The following is a 22,756-nucleotide window of genomic DNA, read 5'->3' as shown; positions in this document are numbered from 1 at the left end:
GCGGGGGGCTGCGTGCCGGCGGTGGTGGCGCGAACCGTGCCGGCGAGGGCGGGAATCACCGTCTCGCCGTATGCCTCGAGGGTCGCGAGCTTGGCGTCGTGCTGCAGGTAGACGGCGAACTGGTCGACGCCGAGCTCGGCGAGCTGCGTCAGCCGCTCGACGTGCGCCTCGGGCGGGCCGAGCAGGCAGAACCGGTCGACGATCTCGTCGGGGACGAACATGGTGTGGGCGTTGCCGGCCCGGCCGTGCTCGTTGTAGTCGTAGCCCGTGCGGCCGGCGATGTAGCTGGTCAGCGCGGTTGGCACGGAGCCGTCCGCGCCGTAGCGGGCGACGAGGTCGGCGACGTGGTTACCGACCATCCCGCCGAACCAGCGGCACTGGTCGCGCTGGTGGGCCAGCGACAGCGGGTCGACTCCGCCCACGTAGGCGGGGGCGGCCACGCAGAACTTCACCGCCGCCGGGTCCCGGCCGGCCCGCTCGGCCGCGCGGCGCACCGCCCGGATGGTCCAGGCGGCGATGTCCGGGTCGGCGAGCTGGAGGATGAACCCGTCGCCGATCTCCCCGGCCAGCACCAGCGCCTTCGGCCCGTAGGCGGCGACCCAGATGTCGAGCCGGCTCGCCGCGCCCCAAGGGAAGCGCACGGCGCTGCCCCCGACCTGCGCGCTGCGCCCGTTCGCGAGCTCGCGCACGACCTCGATGCACTCCCGCAGGGTGGCCAGGGACGTGGGCTTGCCGTTGAGTACCCGCACGGCCGAGTCGCCCCGGCCGATCCCGCAGATCGTCCGGTTGCCGAACATCTCGTTGAGGGTGGCGAACAACGACGCCGTGACCGTCCAGTCGCGGGTCGCCGGGTTGGTCACCATCGGCCCGACCAGCACCTTGCGGGTCGCGGCGAGGATCTGGCTGTAGATGACGAACGGCTCCTCCCACAGCAGGTGGGAGTCGAAGGTCCAGACGTGGCTGAAGCCCAGGTTCTCCGCCTGCCGGGCGAGGTCGACCACCCGGGAGGCGGGCGGGTTCGTCTGCAGCACCACTGAGATGTCCACCGCGTCACCGCGTCCGGGGGAAGCCGAGGTCGACCGAGCTCGTCGTCGGGTCGGGCCAGCGGGACGTGACGACCTTGGTCCGGGTGTAGAAGCGGATCCCGTCCGGGCCGTACATGTGCAGGTCGCCGAACAGCGAACCCTTCCAGCCGCCGAAGCTGTAGTAGGCGACCGGCACGGGGATCGCCACGTTGACGCCGACCATCCCCGCCTCGACCTCGGCAGTGAACCGCCGGGCGGCCCCGCCGTCGCGGGTGAAGATCGCCGCACCGTTGCCGTACGGGTTGTCCTCGATCAGCCGCAGCGCCTCGTCGTAGGTCGCGACCCGCACGACGGCGAGCACCGGGCCGAAGATCTCGTCGGTGTAGACGGCGCTGGTGGGCCGCACATGATCGACGAGGCTCGGGCCGAGGAAGAAGCCGGGACCGCTGGTGGCGGGATCGGCGCGGCCGTCGACGACGACGCTCGCCCCCTGCGCGGTGGCGATGTCGAGATAGCCGGCGACCCGGCCCCGGTGCGCCGCGGTGATCAGCGGCCCCATCTCGCTGGCGTCGTCGTACCCGGGCCCCACCCGGATACCGCGGACCCGCGTGGCGATCGCCTCGACCAGCGGGTCCGCGACCTCGCCGACCGCGACGACCACCGACACCGCCATGCAGCGCTCGCCGGCCGAGCCGTAGGCCGCGGAGACCGCGGCGTCCGCCGCCGCGGCGATCTCGGCATCGGGCAGGACGACCAGGTGGTTCTTCGCCCCGCCGAGGGCCTGCACTCGCTTGCCGGCCGCGGTGGCGCGTTCGTAGACGTAGCGGGCGATCGGGGTGGAGCCGACGAAGCTCACCGCGGCGACGTCGGGATGGTCGAGCAGGGCGTCGACGGCGACCTTGTCGCCCTGCACCACGTTGAGCACGCCGTCCGGCAGCCCGGCGCGTCCCAGCAGCTCGGCGAGGAACAGCGCCGGGGACGGGTCGCGCTCGCTGGGCTTGAGCACGAACGCGTTGCCGCAGACCAGCGCGTTCGCCAGCATCCACAGCGGCACCATTGCCGGAAAGTTGAACGGGGTGATGCCGGCGACGACGCCGAGCGGCTGGCGCACCTCGTGGACGTCGACACCGGCGGAGACCTGCTCCGAGTAGCCGCCGCGCAGCAGGTGCGGGGCACCGCAGGCGAACTCGACGTTCTCCAGGCCACGGGCGATCTCGCCGAGCGCGTCGTCGAGGGTCTTGCCGTGTTCCGCGGTCAGCAGCCGGGCGACCTCCTTGCGGCCGGCGTCGAGCAGGTCGCGGAAGCGGAACATCACCTCGGCCCGGCGACCGAGCGGTGTCGCCCGCCAGCCCGGGGCCGCCGCGCGGGCGGCGCCGACCGCGGCGCGCACCTGTTCAGGCGAGGCGAGCGCGACGCGGGCCTGCTGCTCGCCCGTCGCCGGATTCCACACCGGGGCGAAGCGGCCGGCCGCGTCCACCACCTCGGCCCCGCCGATCAGATGGCCGATCGTCCGCATCGCCGCACCTCCTCGTTCGTGTCAACGCAGGTACTGGGACAGGCCGCGGGGCACGTAGCGGCCGTGACCGGCGCGCCCGCTGAACTGCCCGCCGGAGACGACGACGGATCCGCGGGAGAGCACCGTGTCGACCTTCCCGGCGATCTCGAAGCCCTCCCAGGCCGAGTGGTCGATGTTCATGTGGTGGGTGGCGGCACTGATCGTCGTCGTCGCGTTCGGGTCGTAGATGACGATGTCGGCGTCCGAGCCGGGGGCGATGACGCCCTTGCGCGGGTAGAGGCCGAACATCCGCGCCGGGGTGGTCGCGCAGGTCTCGACCCAGCGCTGCAGCGAGATCTTCCCGGTGACGACACCCTGGTAGATCAGGTCGATGCGGTGCTCGACCGTCCCGATCCCGTTGGGGATCTTCGAGAAGTCGCCGCGGCCGAGCTCCTTCTGCTCGACGAAGCAGAACGGGCAGTGGTCCGTGGAGACGACGGCGAGGTCGTCGGTGCGCAGGCCGCGCCACAGGTCGTCGGCGTGCGGGGCGGTGTTCGTGCGCAGCGGCGGGGAGGCGACGTACTTGGCGCCCTCGAAGCCGGGGGCGCCAAGGTGCTCCTCCAGGCTCAGGTACAGGTACTGCGGGCAGGTCTCGGCGAACACGTTGCGCCCGGCGGCGCGGGCGGCGCTGACCACTGCGAGGGCCTCGGAGGCGGACAGGTGCACGAAGTACAGCGGCGGGTTGCCGGCGACCTGGGCGAGCACGGACGCCCGGTGGGTGGCCTCGCCCTCCAGCGCCGGCGGTCTGGTCAGGCCGTGATGGATCGGGTCGGTGTCGCCGCGTGCCAGCGCCTGGGCGACGAGGACGTCGATGGCCAGGCCGTTCTCCGCGTGCATCATGATCGTGGCGCCGGAGTCGGCGGCGCGCTGCATCGCCCGCAGGATCTGGCCGTCGTCGCTGAAGAACACGCCGGGGTAGGCCATGAAAAGCTTGAAGCTGGTGACGCCCTCGTGGGCGACGAGGGAGTCCATCGCCTTGAGCGCGGCCTCGTCCACCCCACCCATGATCATGTGGAAGCCGTAGTCGATCGCGCACTGCCCCTCGGCCTTCGCGTGCCAGGCAGCCAGCCCCTCCTCGACGACCTCGCCGGTGCGCTGCACGGCGAAGTCGACGATCGTGGTCGTGCCGCCCCAGGCCGCGGCGGCCGAGCCGGTGGCGAAGGTGTCGCAGGCCGCGGTACCACCGAAGGGCAGTTCCATGTGGGTGTGCACGTCGACCCCGCCCGGGATGACGTACTTGCCGGTGGCGTCGATGACCCGGTCGGCGTCGACCGCCGGGTGACCGGCCGCGCTCGCCGCCCCGCCACCGGCTGCACCCGGGGTGAGCGAGGCGGCCGGGGCGAGCAGGGCGGCCACCGTCTCGCCGTCGACAAGCACGTCCGTCGGGGCCGCGCCGAGCGGTCCGACCAGCGTCCCACCCGTGATGAGCGTTCTCATGCCTCAGCTCCTTGCGACGGGCAGGGACAGGGGACGGTCAGGGGTCAGGGGGCGGTGAGGTCGCCGTAGGTGTCCGGGCGGCGGTCCCGGTAGAAGGCCCAGCGGTTGCGCACCTCGGCCAGCAGGTCCAGGTCGAGGTCGCGGACCATCAGCTCGGGCTCGTGCGCGTCGCCGGTGCCGTCGACGAAGGTGCCCTCGGGGTCGACGAAGTAGGACGTCCCGTAGAAGTCGTCGTCGCCGAGATCCTCGATCCCGACCCGGTTGATGGCGCCGATGAAGTACTCGTTGGCGACCGCCGCAGCCGGCTGCTCCAGTTTCCACAAATAGTTGGAAAGACCCCGGGACGTCGCCGACGGATTGAACACGATCTCGGCGCCGTTCAGGCCGAGCGCCCGCCAGCCCTCGGGGAAGTGACGGTCATAGCAGATGTAGACACCGACACGCCCGATCGCGGTGTCGAAGACCGGGAATCCCAGATTCCCCGGCCGGAAGTAGAACTTCTCCCAGAACCCGGTCACATGCGGGATGTGGGTCTTACGGTACTTGCCGAGATAGCGGCCGTCGGCGTCGAGGACGGCCGCGGTGTTGTACAGCACCCCGGGCTGCTCCTGCTCGTACATCGGCAGCACCATGACCATGCCGAGCTCGGCGGCCAACGCCTGGAAACGCTCGGTCGTCGGCCCGGGGATCGACTCGGCGTAGGCGTAGTAGGCAGGGTCCTGCACCTGGCAGAAGTACGGGCCGTAGAACAGCTCCTGGAAACAGATCACCTTCGCCCCGTCGGCGGCGGCGGATCGGGCGTACTCCTCATGCGCCTTGATCATCGTTTCCTTGTCGCCGGTCCAGCGGGCCTGGACGAGAGCGGCTCGAATCACCCTTGACATGCCTGCACCACCCCTGTCGCCTGACCACCTGGCCCGCCGCGCGTTCGTCCTGGCGGTCTGCCCCAGAAATCTGCTGTGCCAGCTTTGCCGGGTGCCGCTTCCACGCACCGTCGCGGATCGGTCCGGCGTCATTCGCCGTACCCCGTCACCGGTCAGCGCACGCCGGAGGATCAGGTTTGCGTGACAGCAGACTACTGTCACACGTCAACCCGAACAATCGTCCTGTTGTTACCATTTGTTGCAGTCGGGGAACGAACGCCATGCTCGAACTGATCGCCGCCGCGGTGGGCGACCCCCAGGGCTTCGGGGTGTTTGGGGTTTGACTGGTTGATCCTGTCCGCGGGGTCTGTGCTGGTCGTGTGGGGTTTGGTGGGTGAGACGCGGTCGGGGCACGTGTCGCTGGCCCGGGAACAGGCACACCGCTTGTAGATCACGGAGGTGTCTGACGTCTTCGTGGTCTGGGGTGCGGCGTGCCTGTGGGCGCATTGTCCCGTGCCGCGGCCGGTGTGGTGGGAGCCGGCGGCGTGTTGCGGGAGGGACTCTGGGAGCGGCTGGCGACAGACCCCGAACACGCCGGAGCCCTGGGGTGTCCCACGGCGGTCGCCGACGGCGACGGCCGCCGGGTTCTCCTCGCGGCGGCCGCCTCAGCCAGGTCGCCCGTGCCCGTGGCCTACTCGCCCTGGGCCGCCGGGACGAGTGGCGTTACCTGGCTCGGCTGTGCGGCGAGCTCACCGCCATGGCCGCCCGCTCCGCGGGCTGCGTCGGACGGGTGCGCCCGTCCGGGATGGACGTTGATGAGAAGCCCGGCTGTCAGCGCGGCGAGCGCCAGAATCCCGGCCCCCCACGCGCTGGCGGTCGCGTAGCCGTGAACGGTGGCATGGATGGCGTCGCCTCCGCGATGCGATGCCAGGTAGCTCGTCGCCGCCGAGGCCGCGATCGTGTTCAGCAGGGCGGTCCCGATGGAAGCGCCGATCTGCTGCGACGTGGTCGACATGGCCGAGGTGACGCCGACGTCGTTGGGATCGGCGTTGCTGGTCGCCGTGCTGATGGCCGGGACCATCGCGACGCCGAGACCGACGCCGAGAAGGATCTCGGTCGGCAACACACGGGTCGCGAACGCCGCGTCAGGAGTCAACCTCGTCAGTAGCGCGATGCCCACGGCCGCGAACAGGAGTCCCGGGACGATGAGCAGCCGGGTCGGCACATAGGGCATGAGACGGCTGGCGAGCTGGGTCGAGGCCAGCCCGTTGAGCACCATCAGCGGCAGGAACGCGATCCCGGTCCGCAGCGGCGAGTAGTGGTCGACCGACTGAAAAAGAAAGGTGAGCGAGACGAAGGTGCCGAACATGGCGGTCATCGCGAGCAGGATTGTCAGGTACGCCCCACTGCGGTTGCGATCTCTGAGCACGCGCAGCGGCAACAGCGGATTCGATCCCCGGCTCTGCCAGACGACGAAGCAGGCCAGCAGTACAGCCGCGAGCGCGAGCGGGATGAGGACGCCGCGAGAGCCCCAGCCGTCGGCCCCGGCCTCGCCGAGCCCGTACACGAGGGCGACGAGGCCGCCGCAGCCGAGGACCACGCCCGCGATGTCGAGCCGTACGCCGGGCCTACCCGTCGATTTCGGGATCATCGCGACCACCCCGAAGATCACCAGAGCGGCGATCGGCAGGTTCACGTACAGGCACCAGCGCCAGTCGGCGTACTGGGTCAGGAAGCCGCCGAGGATCAGCCCGAAGGCCGACCCGCCGATCGCGATCGTGGCGTAGATCCCGAACGCCCGGCCGCGCTCCCGGGGGCTCGGGAAGGTCGCCGTGAGCAGGGAGAGCACGGACGGGGCGAGGAGCGCGCCGGACAGCCCCTGCAACCCGCGGGCGGCGATCAGCATGGCGGTGTTGGGAGCGGCGCCGCCCAGCGCCGAGGCCAGCGCGAAGCCGATGACGCCGGCCATGAGCGTGCGTCGGGGCCCGAGCATGTCGCTGATGCGCCCGCCGACGAGAAGGAACCCGCCGAACGCCAGCGTGTATGCAGTGATGACCCACTGGCGGGCAGCATCCGAGAAGCCGAGCGCCCGCTGGGCCGACGGCAACGCGATGATCATGATCGTCGAGTCGAGCACCACCATCAGCTGCGCGCAGGCGATGATGACGAGGATCCACCACTGGGCCTTCGTCGATCTCGCCGGCTGTGTCGTCAGTTCGTGCTCGTCAAGGCTGGTCACCCACGCGCCCCTCTACGGCCAGACGGCTCGACGGTGAGGCTTGCTCCGCCATGCCGGCAACATATGTCATCATGGCAGAAGCTGCCAAGTTGACGCGACCCGGAGGACGATGGAGTTTGGGCGCCAGACAGGAGGGATCATGGCCGCCGGCTTGACGGAACGGAACAAGCTCCGGACGCGGCGCGAGATGGCCGAGGCAGCCGGGCGGCTCTTCTTGGAGCGCGGCTACGACGCGACCACCGTGCAGGACATCGCCGACGCGGCCGCCGTCTCCCCACGTACCTTCTTCCGTTATTTTCCCTGCAAAGAGGACGTTGTCACCGCCATCGCCAGCGCCTCGATGGACGATGCGATCGACCATCTCGGCGAGTACGACGAGAACAAGACGCTGAGATCGGTGCTGACCACGATGCTCAGGGCGGTCCTCGCTCCTGTCGGCGACAATTCCACCAGGGCGCGTGGCTTCCAGTTCATGCTGCGTGAGACACCGGCGCTTCGGGGCCGCTGGCTGGAGGAACGGCGCAAGAGCCGTGACCGCCTCGCCGACGCGCTGGCTCCCTGGTTCGGTGACGACGTCGACCCGATGGCTTCCCGCCTGCTGGCCGGCACAGTGCTGCTGGTCCTCGACGAGGTGATGAGCCGGTGGGCCGACGACCCTTCGCTTGCCGATCCGCTCGGCCTGCTCGACGAGGCTCTGCGCGTACTGGGCGAACCCCTGATCCCCGCCGGCGGGCAGTAGTCGATCGGCACATCGCGGATGTCTCTTGATCCCAAGTCGGCTCGCGGCGCGGACCGGTCGCCCACCGCGGCGGGGCATCGCCGATGGCGCTCATCGACGCGAGGCGACCGCCGACGCGCTCGCCAACGCCGCCCAGGGCTGAACCTCGGCGGCACCACTCAGGCGCTCGGGGGCTACTCCACCCCGCCGCGGATGAGCCGGGCGGTCTCCCGGGCGATCCGGCTCAGCGACTCCTGCGGCAGCTCGGCTTCCGCGGTGGACGCGCTGACCTGCTGTTCCGGATGCAGTCCGAGGTAGACGGCCGCGGCGAGGGCTGCGCCGATCGCCGGCGCCAGGATGAACAGCCAGAGCTGCCCGAGCGCCCAACCCCCGACGAAGACCGCCGGACCCAGCGAGCGGGCCGGGTTCACGGAGGTGGCGTCGAGCGGGATGCTGATCAGGTTGCACAGGGTGAGGACCAGACCGATCGCGAGGCCCGCGAAGCCGAACGGCGCCCGGACGTCGGTCGCGCCGAGCACCGTGAACACCAGCAGCGCGGTGAGCAGGATCTCGACGAGGAAGACGCCACCGAGGCCGTAGCCGCCCGGCGAGTGCACGCCGTAGCCGTTGGCGCCGAGCCCCTGTACCCCGGCCGAATACCCGACCGGTCCCGCGTCGGCGAGCAGCCAGACCGTGCCCGCGGCGACGATCGCGCCCACGCACTGCGCCGCCACGTAACCCAGCGCGTGCCGTGGCTCGATCTTCCGGCACAGCAACATCCCGAGGGTCACCGCCGGATTCACGTGGCAACCGGAGATCGGCCCGATCACGTACACCAACACGAGCAGCGCCAGGCCGAATGCCAGCGCGACCCCGAGCACGCCCACGTAGTCGCGCGCCAGCACGGCCGTCCCCACCCCGCCGAGAACCAGCACGAACGTTCCGAGACCTTCGACCAGGTACCTACGCACACGGCACCTCCTCCGTCGCCGAGACCGTCCCGGCCGCAGCCGGCAGGCATATCGATTCAGTTACTCCAAGCACATGAATGCTTCCACAGGGTCTCCAACCCCGCCAGACGATCATGTGCTAACCCATCGGCGGACCGGCCGGATCCGCCGCGACAGTCCCGGCGCGCGCCCATACTCGCCTCATGGCCACGGCAACGGCGGCGCCCGGCAGCGGCAGGGACGACGCCAGCGGCGGCGGCAACGGCGGCGGCAACGGCAACGGCGGCAGTAGTAGCGGCAGCAGTAGCAGTGGGCCTGAACCGGGCGCGGAACTCGCCGAGGAGGCGGCGCGTTACGCGCGGCTCGGCTGGATGCGGGCGACCTCCGGCAACCTTTCGGTGGTCGTCGGGACGGATCCCGTGCGCATCCTCGTCACCGCGAGCGGCCTGGACAAGGGCGCCCTCACCGCGGCCGACGTCGTCGAGCTGGACGGAGCCGGGGTGCCGACGGGACGGGTACCGACGGGACGGGTACCGATCGGGGAGGCGCCGGGTGCGGACGGTTCACGGGTGGCGGGCGTTGCGCCGCGGCGGCCGTCGGCGGAGGCCGTCCTTCATGCCCGGCTGATCGGGCTGACCGGGGCCGGTGCGGTCGTCCACCTGCACACCGTCGCCTCGGTGCTGGCCGCCGACCGGTTCCCGGCCGGGCTGACCCTGCGCGACCACGAGATGCTCAAGGCGCTGGGCCACGCCGCCGACGGAGATCCGGTTCGGCTGCCGGTCGTCGCGAACAGTCAGAACATGGCCGTGCTCGCCGGGCGGGTGAACGCCGCGTGGGAACCGGCGACGCCCGCGGTCCTCGTCGCCCGGCACGGGATGTACGTCTGGGCCGCCGACCTCATCGGCGCCCGGCACCGGGCCGAGGCGGTGGAGTGGCTGTGCGAGTGGGCCGTGCGCACCCCGGAGCGGATCGTCAGCGGACCGCGGGGATAGGGCCGCCGGGCCTCGCGCCGTCCTCGGTGACGAGGAGGCTGACCAGATGGGCGGGGGTGACGTCGAACGCGGGATTGAAGCCGCGGACGCCCGGCGGCGCGGTCGCCCGGCCGGCGAGCGAGAGCACCTCGGCGCCGTCGCGCTCCTCGATCGGGATGTCCGCCCCCGACGGGGTGCCCGGGTCGATCGTCGAGCGGGAGGCGGCGACGACGAACGGGATGTCCGCGTAGGCGCAGGCCAGCGCAATCCCGACCGTGCCGATCTTGTTCGCGACGTCCCCGTTGGCGGCGATCCGGTCCGCGCCGACCAGCGCGACGTCGACGAGACCGCGCAGGATCGCGCCCGCGGCGGCGCTGTCGGCCTGGATGCGGCAGTCGATGCCGGCACGGGAAAGCTCCCAGGCGGTCAACCGGCTGCCCTGCAGCAGCGGCCGCGTCTCGTCGACGTGGACGACCTCGACCGCGCCGCGGGCGTGCAGCTCGCGGATGACGCCGAGCGCGGTCCCCCACCCGGCGGTCGCGAGCGAACCGGTGTTGCAGTGCGTCAACACCCGCAGGGGGCGCCGGGTCGTTCGGGCGAGCACGCCGTCGGCGCCGTGCCGACCGATCGCCCGGTTGGCGGTCTCGTCCTCGACGGCGAGCCGCTCGGCCACCGCCAGCACCGCCGACATGCCGTCGGGAATCCGCCGGGCGGCCGCGTCGACGCCGGCGGCGAGCGCCAGGGCGGTCGGGCGGGCGGCCCGCAGCCGGCGCAGTGCCGCGTCGAGCCGCCCGGTCTCCCAGCCCTCGCGCTCGGCGCTGCGCAGCGCGAGCGCGACACCGAAGGCCCCGGCGACCCCGAGTGCGGGCGCCCCACGCACGGCGAGCCGGCGGATCGCGGCGACCAGTTCGTCCGGGTCGTCCACCTCCAGGTGGACCAGCGCCTCGGGCAACGCGGTCTGGTCGAGCAGGCGCAGCGAGGAGCCTGTCCAGACCAGCGGCCGCGGCTCGGGCCCGCTGACATCCGCCATGATCGGACGGTAACCGATACCCGCGGGCCGCGCACCGGGAAACGACCGGGATGCACCCGCCCGGCGGCACCGGCCATGGCCCTTGACCCGCATCCCGACCCGGCGGAGCATTGACAGGCGATGACGTATCTCACGACGTGGGCGGTCGAAGCCCGGCCGCGCCTTCTCGAGGAAACCACCGATCCCGCGCGCATCAGGGCGGTATTGGCCGGAATAGCCGTGCGTTTTGAGCGGTGGCCGCTCGCATCCGGTCTGCCGGCCGACGCCGGAACCGAGGAAATCCTCACCGCCTACCGCTCGAGGATTGACGAGCTGACGGCTGCGGAGGGATTCGTCCTCGTCGATGTCGCCGCCCTGCACCCGACTACGGCGGCGAACTGGCGCGAGGTGGCGGCCGCCGCGCGGGAGCGCTTTCTCGCCGAGCACACTCACGACGACGACGAGATTCGGTTCTTTGCAGCCGGCAGCGGCGTGTTCTACCTGCACGTCGGTAGCCGGGTGCAGGCGGTGCGGTGTGAGGCCGGCGATCTGATCAGCGTGCCGAAGGGGACGACCCACTGGTTCGACATGGGCGTCGATCCGGATTTCACCGCGGTCCGGTTCTTCCGGGCACGGGACGGCTGGGTCGGCGCCTTCACCGGCAGCGACGTCGCCACCCGAATTCCGGACTTCGACGCCCTCGCCCGCCGTGCCACCGCCAACGCCCAGTCGGCCGCGCAGAGGCCGGCGGCGGCATCATGAGCCCGCCGCGTCTGACCGCCGAGCTCGCCCTGCTCGACATCGAGGGGACGACGAGTGCCACCGGCGCGGTGCAGGGCACCCTGTTCCCGTACGCCCGGGCGAGGCTCGGGCCGTGGGTCCGCGAGCACGGCGACGACCCCGAGGTGCGCCGGATCATCGACGAGGCTCGGTCGCTGCTCGGCGATGTCGACGCGCCGGTGGAACGGGTCGTGGCCACGTTGACGCAGTGGAGCGACGACGACCGCAAGGCGGCGCCGTTGAAGGCGCTGCAGGGCCTGATCTGGGCGGCGGGTTTTGCCGCCGGGGAGCTCACCAGCCAGCTCTTCGACGACGTCGCCCCCGCCCTGCGGCGCTGGCACCGGGCGGGAGTCCGGCTGGCGGTGTTCTCGTCGGGTTCCACCCGAGCTCAGCGGGCCTGGTTCGCCGCGACCCCGGCGGGCGATCTGACCAGCCTGTTCGACGGATACTTCGACATCGACAGCGCCGGGCCCAAACGCGACCCGGCCGCCTACCTCCGGATCGCCGCGGACCTCGCCGTGGCGCCACAGCGCGCGGTGTTCGTGTCCGACGTGTCCGCCGAACTCGACGCCGCGGCGGCCGCCGGGTTCTCGACCGTCGCCGTCCTACGCCCCGGTGAGCCGCACCACGATGCCGGCGGCCACCGTTGTGTCACGTCGTTCACCGAGATGGCCATCGACGCGGCCTGAGCAGTGCCCAGGATCGCCTCGGCCGCCACCCCCACCCGGCCCGCGATCTACCCGGGCCGCCAATCGACCCAGCCGCAGATCCGCTCCGGCTCGACCCTCAGCCGGCTCAACCCTCAGCCGGCTCAGCCGCGGCTCTCCCGGACATTGGCGGACAGCGCGCCGAGATCGGACGGCCAGTCGGCAAGGTCGGGTTCGGGCGCCGGGCCGGGCGGGCGACGCGACGCAGGGCGCCCGGCTGCCCCACAGGCCGTCGACTGAACAGGAATCTGCTCGCCGTACTCCAGGTAACCAGCCTGGCGCGGGGTGCGCCGCAGGCGGGCGGCCGCGGCGACGCGGCGGGCGTGCAACGGCGGGAGCAGCCGGTCGACCTCGTCCACCGGCACGAAGGCGAAGTTGACGAGCTCGTCCATGTCGAGCCGGATGCGCTCACGCCAGGAGGCGGGCAGCAGTCCGCCGTCGAAGACGAACAGCAGCATCTCCCCCTCCAGCCAGCCGTCCTTGGGACGCGGGGCCCAGTCGACCGCGAGGAGCTCGCCGATCGGCGGGGTGATGCCGAGTTCCTCCTCCACCTCGCGCACGCACGCGGAGTACGGAGATTCACCGGGCTCGACAAAGCCGCCCGGAATGTCCCACCCGGGCTTGTAGGACGGTTCGACGAGCAGGACCCGGTCGTCGTCGTCGAAGAAGAGGGCGCCGGCGGCTACATAGGGCCTCGCCATGGGCGGGATCTCGCCACCGGAGACCGGGCGGGTCACGGTGGGCACTTCACCGTTCACCGGATAGTCCGCCATCCCCTCCGGCGAACGCTGTTCGCGTCCGACGACATGCGCTCCGTTATGAGATCCGCTTCCGTCCGTCATCCTGGAACTCTCGCGATCTTCATTCATGTCCGTCCTCATCTGGCACAGGACTGACGGTCAGGCCGGCAACCACGAAGCGGACCGCCTGCGCAGCCGCATCACCGATACCCGACCACGAAATGGCCGACCTCGCCAGCGATTCGCGGCGACCTCGGGGAAGTCCACGCGCCGGAAGCATGAACTTCCAGGCGAGCATAATCCATGAGATCGCGCGTTCATTTCGTTGACATCTTGCGGCGTCCCGAGCATCCGGGACGGGCTGGTGCGCCAACTAAGGCGGGCACTCACGACGATACGGAAAAATCCAACGTTCCGACCGGCCCACGATGAACGGCGGACTCCGTCGGAGACGCCTCACGCCGCTCCGATACGGAAGGCGGTGCACCTCACCAGCGGGCGATATTGATCAATGTTGACGCAGATGCGGAACTTTTTCCGAAATTGACCCGCAGATACGGACACACTCCTCAGTCCAGGACGTGTCGGTACCCGGGTCCGATCGGCCCGGCCGCCGCGCTCGCGCCGGCGATCGACCGACGCGACGACGACCCCACGACCATCACGCAGAGCCACTCCCACCTCAGGACGAGCCGACCACGGATGCCGACCGGCCCCGTGCATCCACCGCCCACCGCCGGGGCGATGTGATTCCCGTCATCCTTGATGATCCGGGCCGGTTCATACACATGTCGAGCGATTTGGTGAGCTCACTCGAGCGCAAATCATCGGACCGGCCGCCGCACCTGATCCGCCCGCCTGAGCGACCACGGGGCCAAAACGATCCTCGAAAGCCACCATGGCGACCCATTCGTGCACCAGTGGTGACCGGCTTATGCGAATGGCGAGCCGGCGGCTTCACCTTTGCCTCGCGGGGCGCGCGAAAGTCCGGGGCCGACCGGCGCCACAGCGCCGGCGTGATCGCCGTTCCCGCAGGTGGCGGGCGCGCCGGGACGGTCCTGCGGGCACGGTGCCGGCCCGCCCCATCCGTCCCGGTTCTCTTGCCAACGCCGTTAGGTTGCCCTAACTTAGCTGAGGTTAACCGCAGGTGACGGACCGCACATGCCGGAAGCTGCGGACGCACAGAGACGGAGGCCGGATTTGCTTCCCACGTTTGTGATCGGCCTTCGGGAGGGCCTTGAGGCGTCGCTGATCGTCGGCATCGTCGCGGCCTTCCTCCGGCAGCGAGATCGCCGGGACGCCCTGCGCCAGGTGTGGCTCGGCGTGTCGCTGGCGCTGCTGCTCTGCCTGGGCATCGGCATCGCGCTGCGCGTCCTGGACCGGGAGCTGCCCCAGCGCCAGCAGGAGGGGCTCGAGACGGTCATCGGACTCATCGCGGTGGCGATGGTGACGTACATGGTGGTCTGGATGCGCCGCCACTCCCGGGATCTGCGAGGGTCGTTGGAGTCGGCCACGGCGTCGGCGCTGGAGAGCGGCTCGACCCGCGCGCTGGTGCTCATGGCCTTCCTGGCCGTGCTGCGCGAGGGTTTCGAGACGGCCGTCTTCCTCATCGCGGCGTTCAACGCGAGCACCTCGCCGGCCTCGGCCGGCGGCGGCGCGCTGCTCGGCGTGCTGGTGGCCTCGGCGGTCGGCTTCGGCATCTACCGCGGCGGCGTGCACATCAACCTGGCGCGCTTCTTCCGGGTCACGGGCTTCGTCCTCGTCCTGATCGCGGCCGGCCTGCTGGCAACCGCGGCGCACACGGCCCACGAGGCGGGCTGGCTCGACCTCGGTCAGCAGCGGACGTTCGACCTGTCGTGGCTGGTCCGCCCGGGTACGCCGCTGGCGAGCGTGCTGACCGGGGTGCTGGGGTTGCAGCCACGGCCCGTGGTCGCCGAGGTCGTGGCCTGGCTGGTGTATCTGCTGCCGCTGGCCGCCTACGTCGCCTGGCCAGCCCGTCGTCGCCCGCCGGCCGGGCCCACGACCACCGCGGAGCGGGGCACCGAGGGAGCGCCGGCCACCGACCCGGCGCCCGCGGCGCCGTGACCGCACCCCCGTGACCGCATCCCCGGACCGCCAGCCTGGCCCCCGCCACCGCGAGAGCCGCTAACCGTACGTATCCATTTTCGTTAGTCGAGAAACAAGAGTGGGGGCACACGTGCGCCGCGCACCTGTCGCGTATAGCGCCATAGCCGTTGTGATCGCGACGGGCGTCGTCGCTTGTGGAGGAAGTGACTCGGGCGGCTCAGGCGGGCCGAGCGGGTCGAGCGGGTCGAGCGCCGCCGGGAAGAAGCAGACGGTCACCGTCACGATCACCTCGAAAAGCTGTTTGCCGGACGTGGCGACGATCCCGTCGGGCCCGACCACGTTCAAGGTGGTCAACAAGGACGCGGGTGATGTCACCGAGGCCGAGCTGGTCGACGGCAACACCATTCTGGGCGAGAAGGAGAATCTCACCCCCGGCCTGTCCGGGACGTTCTCGCTGAATGTGAAGGCCGGCAAGTACCAGCTGTACTGCCCCGGCGCGGACACGGAGAAGGTCGACTTCACCGTCACCCAGGCTGCCGGGGCGACCGCCGCCGCGACCCGCGGCGCCGAGGTGACCGCGGCGCTGAGCACCGCGACCACCGGCTACGCCACCTACGTCCGCCAGCAGGTCGCGGACCTGGTCACCACGACCGGGGCGTTCGTGACCGCGGTCAAGGCCGGTGACCTCGACCAGGCCGCGAAGCTCTATGCCGCGCCGCGCCTGGACTACGAGCGGATCGAGCCGGTCGCCGAGTCGTTCGGCGACCTCGACCCCGCGATCGACGCCCGCATCGACGACGCTCCCGACGTGGCGAGCTGGACCGGCTTCCACCGGCTGGAGAAGGCCATCTTCGCCGACCGTTCGCTGGCCGGCACCGCGCCGATCGCCGACAAGCTCAACACCGACGTCGGCAAGCTCAACACGCTCGTGGCGAAGGCGACCTTCCAGCCGGCGCAGATCGCCAACGGCGCCACCGAGCTGCTCGACGAGGTCGGCAAGACGAAGATCACCGGCGAGGAGGAGCGGTACAGCAAGCTCGACCTCCTCGACGTGCAGGGCAACGTCGAGGGTGCGGACAAGGCGTTCACGCTGCTCGAGCCGGCGCTGAAGTCGCTCGACCCGAAGCTCGCCAGCACCGTACGCACCCGCTTCACCGCCCTGTACAAGGCGCTGGCCCCGTACAAGGAGGGCACCGGCTACGTCAACTACGACAAGGTGACGCAGGACCAGCGCCGCGGCCTGTCCCAGGCGGTCGACGCCCTCGCCGAGCCGCTGTCCCAGGTCGCGGGCGTCGTCGTCAGCTAGTCCGCCCCGGCGGGAGCCGGGCCGCGCATCGCGAAGAACCAGGTCAGAGGGGCTGGGGGCGGGCATTCGCCCGGCCCCCAGCCCATGGGTGAACCCTCTGACCCATGAGAGAGGGGTATTCGTCATGGTCGAACGGTTCGCATTGTCGCGCCGGCGGGCGCTGTTCGGCGCCGCGGGCTTCGCCGGCGCAGGCATGGTCGCGGCCACCGCCGCGGGCTGCTCGGACGACTCGTCACCGGCGACCGCCGCGGCGCCGCGGGGCATCGTGCCGTTCCACGGTGCGCAGCAGGCCGGCATCACCACCGACGCCCAGGACCGGCTGGCGTTCGCCGCCTTCGACGTCTCCGCCGGGGTGAGTCGGGATCAGCTACGCGAGCTGCTCGTCGGATGGACCGCCGCCGCCGCCCGCATGGCCGCCGGACAGGCCGTCGCCGACGACGCCGCCGCGCCGCACTCGCCGCCGCGGGACACCGGCGAAGCGGTCGGGCTGACCGCCGGCAACCTGACCATCACCTTCGGAGTCGGGCCGAGCCTGTTCGACGGACGCTTCGGGCTGGCCGGGCGCAAGCCCGCGGCGCTCGCCGACATCCCCCCGCTGCCCGGCGACAACCTCGACCCGCTGCGCAGCCGCGGCGACCTGTGCGTCCAGGCCTGCGCGGACGACCCGCAGGTCGCCTTCCACGCCGTGCGCAACCTGCGCCGTCTCGCCCAGGGCACCGCCGTGTTGCGCTGGTTCCAGCTCGGCTTCGGTCGGACCAGCACGACCAGCGACGGCCAGGACACCCCACGAAACCTGATGGGCTTCAAGGACGGCACGAACAACATCAAGCGTGAGGACACCACGTCGCTGGACAAGCACGTCTGGGTCGGTGCCGACGCCGACCAGGCGTGGATGCGCGGTGGCACCTACGTCGTCACCCGCCGCGTCCGGATGCTGCTGGAATCCTGGGACCGCGACTTCCTTCAGGACCAGGAGCAGGTCTTCGGGCGAACGAAGGCGAGCGGCGCGCCGCTGGGCGCGGCCGAGGAGTTCGACCCGGTCCCGCTGACCGTCAAAGGCGCCGACGGCGAGCCGGTCATCTCCGCGGACGCCCACATCCGGCTCGCCGCCGCGTCGACCAACGACGGCGCGACGATCCTGCGCCGCGGCTACTCCTACACCGACGGCGTCAACCAGGAGACCGGGCAGCTCGACGCGGGTCTGTTCTTCATCGCGTTCCAGCGCGACCCCCGCACCGGATTCATCCCGATCCAGCGCCGACTCGCCGCCTCGGACGCGCTCAACGAGTACATCGTCCACACCAGCAGCGCCGTGTTCGCGGTCCCGCCCGGCGTCCGCGACCCCAAGGACTTCTGGGCCAGCAGCCTGTTCACCACCTGATGGCAGGAGTCGCAATGGACCTGGAGGTGGCGGCGGCCGGGGAGCGGAGCTGCTACTCGTGCGCGGGTAACGCGGCGCTGGCCGGGTTGCCGCCGCGCGAAAGGGTGTTGATCGGGACCGGTTGGCGGGCCGCGCACGCGATCCGCGCGGCGCTGCCGGGGTGGCTGGTCCTGGTCAGCCGGCGGCACGTCACCTCTCCGGCGGAGCTCACCGCGGCCGAGGCCGCCGAGCTCGGGGTGCTGACCTGGCGCCTGAGCCGGGCGCTGGTCGAGGTGACCGGCTGCGTGAAGACCTATGTGGCCGCGTTCTCGGAGGCCGACGGGTTCGAGCATCTGCACGTCCACGTCGTGCCGCGTGCCGCCGATCTGCCCGCGGCGGACCAGGGCCCGGACGTCTTCACGTTCCTGCGCCGATCGGAGGCCGAATGGGTGCCGCCGGCGGAGATGGACGACCTCGCGATCAGGCTCGCCGCAGCGCTCGACTCCGAGCACTGACGCCCCCGGGCACCGGGCACCGGTTCAGTCGACGATGGCCGGGGCGGTGGGGTCGTCCAGATAGCCGAACATCGTGGCGAGCTGGCCGGCGGTGTTGCGCTTTTCGGACAGCGGCGGCAGGGCATCGCGCGGGAACCAGCCGACCTCGGAGGTCTCCAGTCCGCCACTGGGGGTTCCCCCGACCACCCGGCACCGAATGAAGATTTTGTAGGTGTCGTTCGGGTACGGCGGGTGGGCATGGCGGCGCTTGTCGAGGACCGCGAGCAGGCGCTCCGGCTCGGCGCGCAGCCCGGCCTCCTCGAAGATCTCCTTGACGACGACCTCGGCCGGGGTGAGGCCCACGTCGGCCCAGCCGCCGGGCAGCGACCAGCCGCCGTCCTCCTTCTCCCGGACGAGCAGGATCCGGGCGCCGTCGAACAGCACGCCACGCACGTCGACCTTCGGCGTCTGGTACCCGACCTCACCGCCGAAGAGACCTTCCGCCGCCTCGACCGTGACAGCGGCGCAGTGGGCCGCGATCTCGTAGCTGAGCCGCCGGAGCTGGGAGAACCGTTCGAGGTCGTAGGGGTCCTGGGAGTAGGCGAGCCCGGCCTGGGCGATGGAGTGCAACTCGCGCACCCACGGCAGCCAGTCGGGATTGCGGGACCCGACCTGCCCCCACGACAGCTCGGGTGAGCCGGAAGGGTCGGGTGGGTCGGCTCCCGTGGGCACGGGGCGCGAGGATACGGAGTCCGCTGTCATGCTGTGATCCTCTCCCCTGCCTCTCGTCCGCGACTGTGCGACCGTGGTGTTTCGCGGAACCGGGCCATGCGTTCCAGCCTCAGGGATCACGGTGTTCCGCGATGCGCGGTCGACGTCGGCGCGGCGATCCGGCTAGCGTTCCCCTCTCGTGGCGGTGGCGCCGCGGTCTTGGCAGTGGCGCCAGTCCGACGGCGCCACGACACGCGTGCAACCGGCCGCGGCCACACGCACCGCGACCGGCTGTCACACCATGGAGCTGCCTACGATGCGGCCGTTCCGCGGTAGCCCACCGGGCCCTCGTTCGGGAACTGGGCCGCGCCCTGGAACGAGGCGCCGTCATTGAAGAAGGTCACGCTTCCGTTCCCCTGCGGGCCCGACCAGGACACCTGCGTTCCGGTGGCGGGCCGGCCCGACTGGGGCACGACGCCGTTCCGGTTGCTGATGACGATCTGCAGGTCGCTGTCCTTGTGCCAGTCCGCACCCGGACCGCCCCACTGGATTTCGGTGTGGTAAAGGGACATGTTTCCACCTTTCCTGTCCGCACGGCCGCATCTCGGCCCATGCAGGAATCCGGCTGGTGAACAAGAAAAGGAAAACCAGCCGGGCCCGTTCTGCGAGACAGCCCACAACGGTCGGCGACCCATAGCACCGACACAGAAAGTGAACCCCCGTGATTCAGCCGGCTGCCCGAAAGGCGCATCTCGAACCGGCGCAGGGGAAGCGTAACGATCCCGGAACCTGGTGACAACACCCAGGTGCGGCAAAATACCGCATCGGTTTACCAGAACCCACTATGCCCGTATTGCCCCCTCGGCACAGCTATCCGGGGAGAGGCGGTGTCGCGCGGGCGCATCCGTTCACCTCCCGGTGCCGCCGAGAAACCGTCACGTGGACTGCGCCGCGGCCCGCGGCGCAGCGGGAGCACGCGGACCCCGGCCGGCACCGGCCCCTGACCGAGCCGAGGCACCACGGCAAGCCCCATGCCCGCGGCGACCATCGCGAGCTGGGTCGGGTACTCGATCACGGTGTGCTCGATCCGGGGCTGGGCGCCATGGGTCCGCAGCGTGTGGACAAGCCAGTCGTGGCAGGTGGAACCCACGGTCCGGCTGATCCAGCGCTCGCCGGGCACCTCGTCGACGGCGATCCAGTCCCGGCCGGGCCCGGCGAGCGGATGGTCGGCGGGCAGCGCCACCTCCGCGACGTCCGCCATGAGCATGGTGCGGTGGAGTCCGTCCGGCAGAGTCATAGGTGCGTTCTCCCAGTCCTGCACCAGGCCCGGATCCAGCTCACCCCGACCAACCCGCACGAGGGGACGCCGGAAGTCCATCTCCTCGGCCCGGACGGCAAGGCCGGGATGCCGCTCTCCCAGCAGGCGCAGCGCGGCCGGCAACAATCCGCGGGCCGCGGTCGGGAAAGCGCCGACAGTCAGCGTGCCGACCACCTTGCCGAGCTGCGCGTGAAGGTACGCCTCCGCCTCGCCCATCATCGACGGTATGCGCTCGGCGTGATCCACCAGCAGGGTTGCCGCATCTGTGAGCCGGACTCCCCTGCCGTGGCGGAGCAGCAGGTCAGTGCCCGTCTCCCGCTCCAGCTTCGCGATCTGCCGGGAAACCGACGAGGTGGCGACATGAAGCATGTCCGCGGCTGCGCCGACCGATCCGTACCTGGCGACCAGGCACAGGACCCGCAATCGTTCCAGGTTCAACATATAAGCAGTGCCACGCGGTGCTCATTAGTAGATTTACCTTGTTCTCTCCGCCTGGGCGCGCCAATGACGGGCCGATGCCGTCACCATTCCGCCATAGCCTGCAGGTGTCGCCCCCGGTCGCCAGGAGTCATGGCCAGGCCGACGAAAAGCCCGCGTCTCGCCGGCCTGCTGATCGGCGTCCTCGGCACCGGCGGGGCGTTCGTGGTCCAGTACGGGCTCGTCCGGGATGCGGGCGCGACCGTCGCGGCGACGGTCACCTACGTCGTCCCCGTCGCGTCGACACTGGCCGGGGTGCTGATCCTCGGCGAGAGCCCGAGGTGGAACGAGCCGGCCGGAACGCTGGTGATCCTCATCGGCGCAGCCCTGTCCCAGCTCGGCGCCACCGACCCACCGGCGAGGACGACGGCGGTCGAGTCGGCAGAAGTAGTCACTCTTCCCGCACTAGACCGACACGCAGAGCACAGTCACCCATTAGGGTGATTCATGGTGGATCGTCCCAAAGATGAAGGGGCTGGTTGTGATGTCGAGCGCGGATCTGTCCGACCCGGATGGCGAGCGACCGGAGAACGGGCCCACCGCGGACGGGCAGTGGTGGAAATCCCTCGCCGACGAGCACACCCCGGTGGCGTTGAAGACCGACCAGCCGCACTCGGCCCGGATGTACGACTACTACCTGGGCGGGAAGGACAACTTTCCCGTCGACCGGGAGGCCGCCGAGCAGGCCCTGTCGGTGTTTCCGAACGCTCGCGTCGCCGCCCGCCAGAACCGGGAGTTCATGATCCGGGCGACCCGGTACCTGGCCGGCGAGGTCGGGATCCGGCAGTTCCTCGACATCGGCACGGGCATCCCCACCAGCCCGAACCTGCACGAGGTCGCCCAGAGCGTCGTCCCCGACGCCCGGGTCGTCTACGCCGACAACGACCCAATCGTGCTCGCGCAGGATCAGGCTTCTCACCAGCATCTTTTGGCAATCGGGCCGACGCCGGGGTCCGCACCCGCATTGCACATGCCTTACGGCTCCGACGCAGGAAGCCGGCCACCGCATCGCCGGGATGGCTGAGTCACATCCTGGCTCTCTCGACGGCGTTGTCGACAGGTCGTTGGCCCCGGCTCGAGGTGGTGCGGGTGGTCAGCCGGTTGGACGACCGTCCCCGCATGAGTCGCGGCCCGGTAGCCATTGCGCACACCCCGACATGGTGGGCCAGAATTCGGTACCGGTACAAGCTGTCTGGGAGTAGCGTTCCACTGCGATCGCCGGAGTCCCGTTCCAGCCGTTGGCCGCCCGGGTGGCCGGGCTGCCCATCGACACGACATTGTCTGACGGGGTGCCCGCCTGGCTGATCGGTCCCCTGCGGGACTGGCTCGTCGTGGCGCTGGACAGTGACGAGGTCTTGGCCCGGCGGGTCGTGATGCGGTTGCGCTGGGAGCGAAGCATCGGCCGTGGTTACATCGACCAGCTCGTCTGGTGTAACGGCGACCAGTTACTGACCGTTGTCGACGCGGTCCTACAACTGAACACCTCCTTGTGGGAAAGGGTCCAGTTTCTCAAGCACCGCCCCGACATCAGGGCCATCGACCCAGCGCAGGAACTCAGCGATCTCCTCGCGGATGGGGCATCCCGCTACACCGTCGATGTTGACCGGCATTGCCTCACCGTGCTCCTCGATCCGACCGTCACCGCGGCCGTGAAGCAGGCTGTCGCCGCTGATCCGGTCGCCGGCGACCACCTCCGCACCGCGTTTGCCGCGGCCTACGGTCTCAATCCAGACCCAGACAAGGCATACGACGAGGCGGTCCTCGCCGTCGAAGCGCTCGCCTGTCCGCTGGTCTGCCCGAACAACACTCGCCGCACCCTGGGCACGGTAATCAGAGACCTGCGCAACCAGGACACCCAGTGGGCGTTGGCGATCGGCGACGACAGCGGTCAACCAGCAAGCCTGTCGCCGCCTCCTGAAAACTGACCCCCCAGGGGGCCGCGAAAACTGACCCCCTGCTGGTGTAGGAGGGGTGCTGAAGGTGGAGGACTGGGCGGAGATCCGCAGATTGCGTCGAGCTGAGGGCGTTC

21 protein-coding genes and 1 pseudogene are annotated in these 22,756 nt (G+C 70.7%); 11 read left to right on the top strand and 11 right to left on the bottom strand.

What is annotated here, in order from left to right; all coding sequences use genetic code 11:
• The 5 genes from NBZ83_RS15105 to NBZ83_RS15085 form a co-directional block, all read right to left on the bottom strand.
• The coding region (locus NBZ83_RS15105) for a TIGR03842 family LLM class F420-dependent oxidoreductase (protein WP_261575213.1) at positions 1–1,046 on the bottom strand (1,046 nt) is incomplete at its 3' end.
• 4 nt (positions 1,047–1,050) lie between these two features.
• Positions 1,051–2,541, bottom strand: a complete 1,491-nt coding sequence (locus NBZ83_RS15100) for a CoA-acylating methylmalonate-semialdehyde dehydrogenase (protein ID WP_261565353.1) — start codon at positions 2,539–2,541, stop codon at positions 1,051–1,053.
• Between the two features lie 21 nt (positions 2,542–2,562).
• The gene (hydA, locus tag NBZ83_RS15095) at positions 2,563–4,017 is read right to left on the bottom strand and encodes a dihydropyrimidinase (protein WP_261575212.1); all 1,455 of its coding nucleotides are present in this window, start codon (positions 4,015–4,017) and stop codon (positions 2,563–2,565) included.
• 44 nt (positions 4,018–4,061) lie between these two features.
• Positions 4,062–4,901: a nitrilase-related carbon-nitrogen hydrolase gene (locus NBZ83_RS15090; protein ID WP_261565355.1), complete on the bottom strand. Its 840-nt coding sequence runs from the start codon at positions 4,899–4,901 to the stop codon at positions 4,062–4,064.
• Positions 4,902–5,571: 670 nt separating this feature from the next.
• Positions 5,572–7,119, bottom strand: a complete 1,548-nt coding sequence (locus NBZ83_RS15085) for an MFS transporter (RefSeq protein WP_261565356.1) — start codon at positions 7,117–7,119, stop codon at positions 5,572–5,574.
• A 139-nt stretch (positions 7,120–7,258) separates the two neighbouring features.
• Between NBZ83_RS15085 and NBZ83_RS15080 the strand changes: the two genes are divergently transcribed.
• The gene (locus tag NBZ83_RS15080) at positions 7,259–7,858 is read left to right on the top strand and encodes a TetR/AcrR family transcriptional regulator (RefSeq protein WP_261565357.1); all 600 of its coding nucleotides are present in this window, start codon (positions 7,259–7,261) and stop codon (positions 7,856–7,858) included.
• 173 nt (positions 7,859–8,031) lie between these two features.
• Here the strand turns inward: NBZ83_RS15080 and NBZ83_RS15075 are convergent, their stop codons facing one another.
• Positions 8,032–8,808: an aquaporin gene (locus tag NBZ83_RS15075; protein WP_261565358.1), complete on the bottom strand. Its 777-nt coding sequence runs from the start codon at positions 8,806–8,808 to the stop codon at positions 8,032–8,034.
• Positions 8,809–8,990: 182 nt separating this feature from the next.
• Between NBZ83_RS15075 and mtnB the strand changes: the two genes are divergently transcribed.
• A complete protein-coding gene (mtnB, locus tag NBZ83_RS15070) occupies positions 8,991–9,779 on the top strand; it encodes a methylthioribulose 1-phosphate dehydratase (RefSeq protein WP_261565359.1) in 789 nt (262 codons plus the stop codon).
• On the opposite strand, the gene mtnA is transcribed toward mtnB, so the two are convergent.
• Positions 9,760–10,788, bottom strand: a complete 1,029-nt coding sequence (gene mtnA / locus NBZ83_RS15065; protein WP_261565360.1) for an S-methyl-5-thioribose-1-phosphate isomerase — start codon at positions 10,786–10,788, stop codon at positions 9,760–9,762. The genes mtnB and mtnA overlap by 20 nt on opposite strands.
• A 120-nt stretch (positions 10,789–10,908) precedes the next feature.
• Here mtnA and NBZ83_RS15060 point away from each other — a divergent pair, with 120 nt between their 5' ends.
• The gene (locus NBZ83_RS15060; protein WP_261565361.1) at positions 10,909–11,529 is read left to right on the top strand and encodes a 1,2-dihydroxy-3-keto-5-methylthiopentene dioxygenase; all 621 of its coding nucleotides are present in this window, start codon (positions 10,909–10,911) and stop codon (positions 11,527–11,529) included.
• Entirely contained in the window at positions 11,526–12,236 is a 711-nt protein-coding gene (gene mtnC / locus NBZ83_RS15055; protein ID WP_261565362.1) for an acireductone synthase, read from the top strand. The genes NBZ83_RS15060 and mtnC overlap by 4 nt, the downstream gene beginning before the upstream one ends.
• 122 nt (positions 12,237–12,358) lie before the next feature.
• Here the strand turns inward: mtnC and NBZ83_RS15050 are convergent, their stop codons facing one another.
• Entirely contained in the window at positions 12,359–13,012 is a 654-nt protein-coding gene (locus NBZ83_RS15050; protein ID WP_261575211.1) for an NUDIX domain-containing protein, read from the bottom strand.
• Between the two features lie 1,182 nt (positions 13,013–14,194).
• Here NBZ83_RS15050 and efeU point away from each other — a divergent pair.
• The 4 genes from efeU (at position 14,195) to NBZ83_RS15030 (ending at position 18,242) form a co-directional block, all read left to right on the top strand.
• On the top strand, positions 14,195–15,079 hold the full coding sequence (efeU, locus tag NBZ83_RS15045) for an iron uptake transporter permease EfeU (protein WP_261565364.1): 885 nt from the start codon (positions 14,195–14,197) through the stop codon (positions 15,077–15,079).
• Positions 15,080–15,179: 100 nt separating this feature from the next.
• Positions 15,180–16,367: an iron uptake system protein EfeO gene (gene efeO, locus NBZ83_RS15040; RefSeq protein WP_308203794.1), complete on the top strand. Its 1,188-nt coding sequence runs from the start codon at positions 15,180–15,182 to the stop codon at positions 16,365–16,367.
• A gap of 124 nt (positions 16,368–16,491) precedes the next feature.
• Entirely contained in the window at positions 16,492–17,748 is a 1,257-nt protein-coding gene (gene efeB / locus NBZ83_RS15035) for an iron uptake transporter deferrochelatase/peroxidase subunit (RefSeq protein WP_261575210.1), read from the top strand.
• A 14-nt stretch (positions 17,749–17,762) separates the two neighbouring features.
• Entirely contained in the window at positions 17,763–18,242 is a 480-nt protein-coding gene (locus NBZ83_RS15030) for an HIT family protein (protein WP_261575209.1), read from the top strand.
• 24 nt (positions 18,243–18,266) lie between these two features.
• Here the strand turns inward: NBZ83_RS15030 and NBZ83_RS15025 are convergent, their stop codons facing one another.
• The 3 genes from NBZ83_RS15025 to NBZ83_RS15015 form a co-directional block, all read right to left on the bottom strand.
• Positions 18,267–18,983 (bottom strand): NUDIX hydrolase, encoded by a 717-nt coding sequence (locus tag NBZ83_RS15025; protein WP_261565368.1) that lies wholly within the window; start codon positions 18,981–18,983, stop codon positions 18,267–18,269.
• Between the two features lie 260 nt (positions 18,984–19,243).
• Entirely contained in the window at positions 19,244–19,504 is a 261-nt protein-coding gene (locus NBZ83_RS15020) for a hypothetical protein (RefSeq protein WP_261565369.1), read from the bottom strand.
• Between the two features lie 257 nt (positions 19,505–19,761).
• Positions 19,762–20,691 carry a LysR family transcriptional regulator gene (locus tag NBZ83_RS15015; protein ID WP_261565370.1) on the bottom strand — a complete coding sequence of 310 codons (930 nt, stop codon included), beginning with the start codon at positions 20,689–20,691 and terminating at the stop codon, positions 19,762–19,764.
• 129 nt (positions 20,692–20,820) lie between these two features.
• Between NBZ83_RS15015 and NBZ83_RS15010 the strand changes: the two genes are divergently transcribed.
• From NBZ83_RS15010 to NBZ83_RS15000, 3 genes and pseudogenes are all read left to right on the top strand, one after another.
• Positions 20,821–21,171, top strand: coding sequence for a DMT family transporter (locus NBZ83_RS15010; RefSeq protein WP_261565371.1), 351 nt, complete (start codon positions 20,821–20,823; stop codon positions 21,169–21,171).
• A 40-nt stretch (positions 21,172–21,211) separates the two neighbouring features.
• Positions 21,212–21,640 (top strand): annotated as a pseudogene (locus NBZ83_RS15005) (SAM-dependent methyltransferase); the annotation flags it as partial.
• Between the two features lie 325 nt (positions 21,641–21,965).
• Positions 21,966–22,652: a hypothetical protein gene (locus NBZ83_RS15000; RefSeq protein WP_261575208.1), complete on the top strand. Its 687-nt coding sequence runs from the start codon at positions 21,966–21,968 to the stop codon at positions 22,650–22,652.
• Positions 22,653–22,756: the final 104 nt, after the last annotated feature.

The organism is Frankia gtarii (assembly GCF_025403375.1).
Taxonomy (GTDB): domain Bacteria; phylum Actinomycetota; class Actinomycetes; order Frankiales; family Frankiaceae; genus Frankia; species Frankia gtarii.
The sequence above is the reverse complement of the archived record's forward strand: the minus strand, read 5'-3'. Positions and strand labels throughout refer to the sequence as shown.